Here is a 5,007-nt window from a genome sequence, read left to right on the forward strand (position 1 = left end):
GTAGCGACAAACGTCAGGCACTCACCCAACCGATCTCATTGTACCCGGCGTCGAAAGACCCAAAGGGAGAAAATAAACAGCGTGACACCGATTACCAGCAAGGCGAGAGCCTCATCCCAGAGAACCGCCAGGCCGGCGCCTTTGAGGAAAATACCGACGATGATATCCATGTAATAACGCAGTGGACTCAGCAGGGAGAGGCTTTGCAGGAAAGGCGGCATGGCTTCTACCGGCGTCAAACTGCCCGACAGGAACATCAGCGGGAAAAGTCCGAAAAAGGAGAGCAGCAACGCCTGCTGAAGGGTCCGGCTGTAGGCGGCAATCAGTACGCCCAGCGCAATCGCACTGAGCAAAAAGATGGCGGTCAGCACCAGAAATAAAAGCAGACTGCCCTGAAGGGGCACATCAAAGACTCTGACAATCACCAAACTCGGAAAGATGGACAGTACGCCCATGATCAGCGTGGGTGTGACCTTGGCCAGGAACAGTTCCAGGGTGGAAATGGGCGTCACCAGCAGCTGCTCGATAGTGCCTCGCTCCTTTTCCCGGACAATAGAGGCGGCCGGGTGAATAACGCCCACCATCATACCGGCCAGAGCAATCATCGATAACACGATAAAACCCGATGTTGTCAGATCGGGGTTATACCAGATACGGATCAGGGGTACCGCGACCCCCTTCTTCCCGGCAGCAGGGAGCGCTTCGCGCTCCTGGCGCTGGACGATCTGCAGAGCATCATTGACGGCATTGGCGGCAATGTTGGAATTGGTGCCGTCCTGGAGCAACTGGAGCTGAGCACTCTTGCCAGCGAGAAGAGCACCTTCGAACCCGGCGGGAACGACCAACACCATGGTGGCATCGCCTTTCTCCAGGAGGTCAGTGGCGGTTGCCACACGGGTTTCCTGAAATTTCAGGTCGAAGGTTTCGCTCACCGCAAATTTCTGGATCAACGAGCGACTCAAGGCGCTGCGATCCTCGTCCACCACCGCCAGGGGCAGGTGGCTTACATCAAAACTGAGCGCAACGGCACAAATGACGACTTCAATGGTGTAAAGCCAAAGTATCAGGGTCAGTATCAACCGGTCACGAAAGAACTGCACGAGCTCCTTGCGCAACAAACCAAATAAGGCAATTCCCATCAGGCCACCTTCTGCTTCATTCGCCAGGCCGCGAAGACAAATACCAGGACCGTATAGACGATCAACATCATCAGATTTGGCAGAACGGCTTCAAGGCCGGCTGATTTCAGTACGATGCCCCGGGAGATTTCCATAAAATAACCGGCAGGGAAAAGCCAGCTATACAGTTGCAGGGCAAGAGGCATGGTGAACAGAGGGAACAGAAAACCGGAAAACAAAAACGACGGCATCAAGGTGACAATCAGCGTTATCAACATGGCCGCCAACTGGGTACGGACCAGGGATGAGACCAACAGGCCGATACCCACCGTGGTCAGCACATAAACGAAAGCGGACGTCAGCAGCAGTATCGGGCTGCCGGCAATGGGGACCTGAAACCAGGCAAACCCCACCACCATGACCATAAGAATCTCCAGGAAAGCCACCAGACCGTAGGGCACCAGCTTGCCGACAACAAACTCGGTTGAGGTGACCGGCGATGCATAGATCTGCTCAATCGTACCGGTCTCTTTCTCACGCACGATCGCCAGGGCGGTCAGCAGGGGTGGGAACGCCATCAGGATCACGGCAAATAACCCGGGGATGACGAAATTGACGCTGCGCAGGGAGGGATTGAACCAGACCCTGGCCTGGACCCGGACGGCGCTCTGACGCGGGGCGGGGAAATTTGCGATTACCGCCTCGGCATAGGCCGATGCCAATCGACCCAGAACAGGATAGCCGCCGTCCACGATCACCTGGACAGGCGCCTCGTCGCCTCTGAGCAGTTGCCGGGCCAAGCCGGCTGGAATCACCACGCCCATGCTGATGGTCGAGCTTTGCAGTGCCGACTCCAGATCGCGGAGATCGGTCGTTTTCTGCTCTAATTGAAAATACCGCGAGCTGTCGAAACGGGCTGACAGGTCGCGGCTTGCCGGCGTGTTGTCCAGATCGTAAATGCCCACGGCAACCTGTTCCACATCCAGATTGACCGCATAGCCGAACAGAAAAAGCATGATCAGCGGCATGATCACGGCCAACGCAATGGTAACCGGGTCGCGAATCAGCTCGCGACTTTCCTTGACGATGAGGGCTCCAAGCCGATGAGCCTTCATGGTCCCAACGCCCGGGAATTGGCCGTTCCCGCCTGTTCTATGGCCGCCGTGAAGAGCATCTCCACCGTGGCGTCGGCTTCGAGGCCGAGCGAATGATTCAGCGATGATCGGCTACCGTGTGCAAGCAGCCGCCCGTCCAGCATTAACGCCAAACGATCACAATAGGCCGCTTCCTCCAGGTAGTGGGTAGTGACCAGCACGGTCATACCGCTGGCGGCCAGCTCACGGATAACCCGCCAGAAACGGTACCGGGCGACGGGATCGACACCCGAGGTGGGCTCATCAAGGAACAAGACCCGGGGCCGGTGAAGCAGGCTGCAGGCCAGCGCCAGACGCTGGCGCAAGGCACTTGAAAGATCACCGGTGAGCTTGTCGGGAATATCTGTCAGCCCCGTTACTTCCCTGGCCCAGTCGATCGCAGCCCGCGCCGCGCCTCCGGCCAGGCCGTAGGCATTGGCAAAGAAGCGGAGATTCTCCCAGGGGGTCAGTTCCAGATAGAGTGAAAACCGTTGTGACATATAACCAATTTGCCGGCGCAATGCGGTGCTACCCCCGCCGGAGCTCACCCCGGCCACCCGGGCGTTGCCCTCATCGATGGCCACCAGCCCGCACAAGGCCCTGATCAGGGTTGTCTTGCCCGCCCCGTTGGGCCCCAGCAACGCAAGCAGTTCGCCAGATGGCGCCTCGAAACTCACCCGGTCAACGGCCTTGAAATGTCCGAAGCGGACGCTCAGGCCGGTGGCCACCAGCCCTTCCTCTTTTCCCCTGTCTTGCCGGGCCAATTCCGGAAACTGCTGCTCGCCGGCCCTCCTGTCCGTCCGCAGCACAAACAGATCCTCGAGCCGGGGCTCGGCCGCCGCCAGGTGGGTTCCCTCGGGCAATAACTCGGCGAGCTGGTTTTCAGCGATGTCCGCGTTCATCACCAGTCGCAGGTGATCCGGCAACCACTGCACTGAATGGACGCTGTCAATTTGAGCCAGGATGCCGGACAACTCCCGCAAGCCTCGTCCGGTATCTCCAGCATTTACAGTGAACACCCTTCCGGCGGCGGGCCTCAGCAGCTCTTCCAGCGACCCATCCGCAAGAACGCGGCCCTGTTCCAGCAGCAGTATCCTGTCGCAGCGCTCCGCCTCGTCCATGTAGGAGGTAGCCACAACCATGGTCAGGCCCTGCGACCGGAAGCGGTCGAGCATGGTCCAGAGATGGCGCCGGGACAGGGGGTCGACGCCGAGCCCCGGTTCGTCAAGGATCAGCAGCTCCGGTTCATGGACCAGATTGGTACATAGCGACAACTTTTTCCGCATGCCACCGGACAGTTTGGCGGCGGGCCTGTCAGTAAAGCGGCCAAGCCCCGACATGGATAGCAACCTTTCTGAACGCTCCCGATAGAGTTCGTCGGGCACATCCCGGATGCGAGCGGCAAAGCTCAGGTTTTCCTTGACGCTGAGTCGATCGTAAAGCGTAAATCCCTGGGACATATAGCCAATCCGGGCAGCAACCTGCTTGGCCTCACGACGGGTATCGAAGCCCAGGACCCGGCATTCCCCCACAGTGGGGTCCAGGATGCCAGCCAACATCTGTAACAGCGTCGTCTTGCCAGCGCCATCAGCACCGACAATGCCCACTCGTTGGCCGCGATCAACGGAAACATCCAGTGGCTCGATGACAACATTGTCTCCGAATTGGCGGCCAAGGCCTTTGGCGACGATGGGTTCCGGGGAAGACATGACGGCTCAGCGCGCCGGAACCGAGAGGGTCGCTGGCCACTCGGCGTCCGGATCCCAGCGAATCCAGGCATCTGCCGGCATACCCGGTTTCAGAGCATCGGCCGGATTATCCAGCACCAGGGTAACGCCATAGACCATCCGAACTCTCTCGTCGGGCATGTGGACATCGCGGGGGGTGAACTGGGCGAAATCGTCAATCCTGCCGACTTTGGCGGAAAAGTCCCCGGGCAAACCGTCCACGCGGATTCTGGCGGGATCCCCCAAGCTGATCCGGTTGAGGATATCACCGGGGACATAGACCTTGAGTTCGAGCTGCTGCAGATTCACCATCGTGGCCAGCGGCTGGCCGGTATCGACAACCTCTCCCGTCTCCACCGCCCGGATCAGGATGGTTCCGGAGAGCGGCGCGGCAACCTCCGCTTTGTCCAGTTGCGATTCAGCCAGTGCCACCTGCGCCGCCCTTGCAGCCACCTGTTCTTCGGCGGCATCCTTCTGCCGCTGGAGAGACTCAAGTCGGCCCCGGGCCTCACTGACGGCATTTTCCGCCTGATCCAGATCACTCGAGCTGGCCAGATTGCGGGACCGCAAGTCCCGGATCCGCTGCCGTTGTTTCTCGGCATTCTTGAGATGATGACGCCAGGTGGTGATTTGGCTGTCGAAGCCGTCACGGACTTCCCGCGCCGAGGCCAGCTCGGCCTGTGCCGAGCGCAGGCGGTCTCTGGCATCGGCGGGGTCGATCACGGCTACCGTGTCGCCAGCCGAAACCTTGCTGCCTTCCGCGAGATGGTGCTCGATGACCCGACCGGCCACTTCGGCCGCGATCCGCACTTCCCGCCCCTCGATATGGCCATTGCCATAGACGATTCCCTGCGGCAAGGGCTCTTCCCCAAACAGAACAAAAACCCCATAAGAACCGCCGGCGAGCACCAACACCGCTATCAGAGACCAGAGCCAGGATTGGGATTTCACCAAACACTCCTTATGACATTACTGTTCAGGTTGGAGCCGGGATCAGGGCCACTGCCTCTCACTCCAGCCAATGAGATC

The 5,007-nt window shown here is 59.6% G+C and carries 4 protein-coding genes; all 4 read right to left on the reverse strand.

The genetic code is table 11. The features are described 5' to 3' along the window. Nucleotides 1–35 precede the first annotated feature (35 nt). From KYE_RS08915 to KYE_RS20880, 4 genes are read right to left on the reverse strand one after another with little or no spacing between them, the layout of a single operon-like run. Nucleotides 36–1,139: an ABC transporter permease gene (locus KYE_RS08915; RefSeq protein WP_008172526.1), complete on the reverse strand. Its 1,104-nt coding sequence runs from the start codon at nucleotides 1,137–1,139 to the stop codon at nucleotides 36–38. Beyond that, complete coding sequence (locus tag KYE_RS08920) at nucleotides 1,139–2,233, reverse strand: ABC transporter permease (protein ID WP_008172528.1); 1,095 nt, start codon at nucleotides 2,231–2,233, stop codon at nucleotides 1,139–1,141. The genes KYE_RS08915 and KYE_RS08920 overlap by 1 nt, the downstream gene beginning before the upstream one ends. Further along, the gene (locus KYE_RS08925) at nucleotides 2,230–3,960 is read right to left on the reverse strand and encodes an ATP-binding cassette domain-containing protein (RefSeq protein ID WP_008172530.1); all 1,731 of its coding nucleotides are present in this window, start codon (nucleotides 3,958–3,960) and stop codon (nucleotides 2,230–2,232) included. The genes KYE_RS08920 and KYE_RS08925 overlap by 4 nt, the downstream gene beginning before the upstream one ends. A gap of 6 nt (nucleotides 3,961–3,966) precedes the next feature. Beyond that, nucleotides 3,967–4,929: an HlyD family secretion protein gene (locus KYE_RS20880; protein WP_008172531.1), complete on the reverse strand. Its 963-nt coding sequence runs from the start codon at nucleotides 4,927–4,929 to the stop codon at nucleotides 3,967–3,969. Nucleotides 4,930–5,007 lie beyond the last annotated feature (78 nt).

The organism is Marinobacter manganoxydans MnI7-9 (assembly GCF_000235625.1).
GTDB classification, from domain to species: Bacteria; Pseudomonadota; Gammaproteobacteria; order Pseudomonadales; family Oleiphilaceae; genus Marinobacter; species Marinobacter manganoxydans.

What these genes read in the sequence shown, in the direction of transcription:
- KYE_RS08920 (WP_008172528.1), bottom strand. Translation starts at nt 2,233, where the DNA reads ATGAAGGCTCATCGGCTTGGAGCCCTCATCGTCAAGGAAAGTCGCGAG.
- KYE_RS08925 (WP_008172530.1), bottom strand. Translation starts at nt 3,960, where the DNA reads ATGTCTTCCCCGGAACCCATCGTCGCCAAAGGCCTTGGCCGCCAATTC.
- KYE_RS08915 (WP_008172526.1), bottom strand. Translation starts at nt 1,139, where the DNA reads ATGGGAATTGCCTTATTTGGTTTGTTGCGCAAGGAGCTCGTGCAGTTC.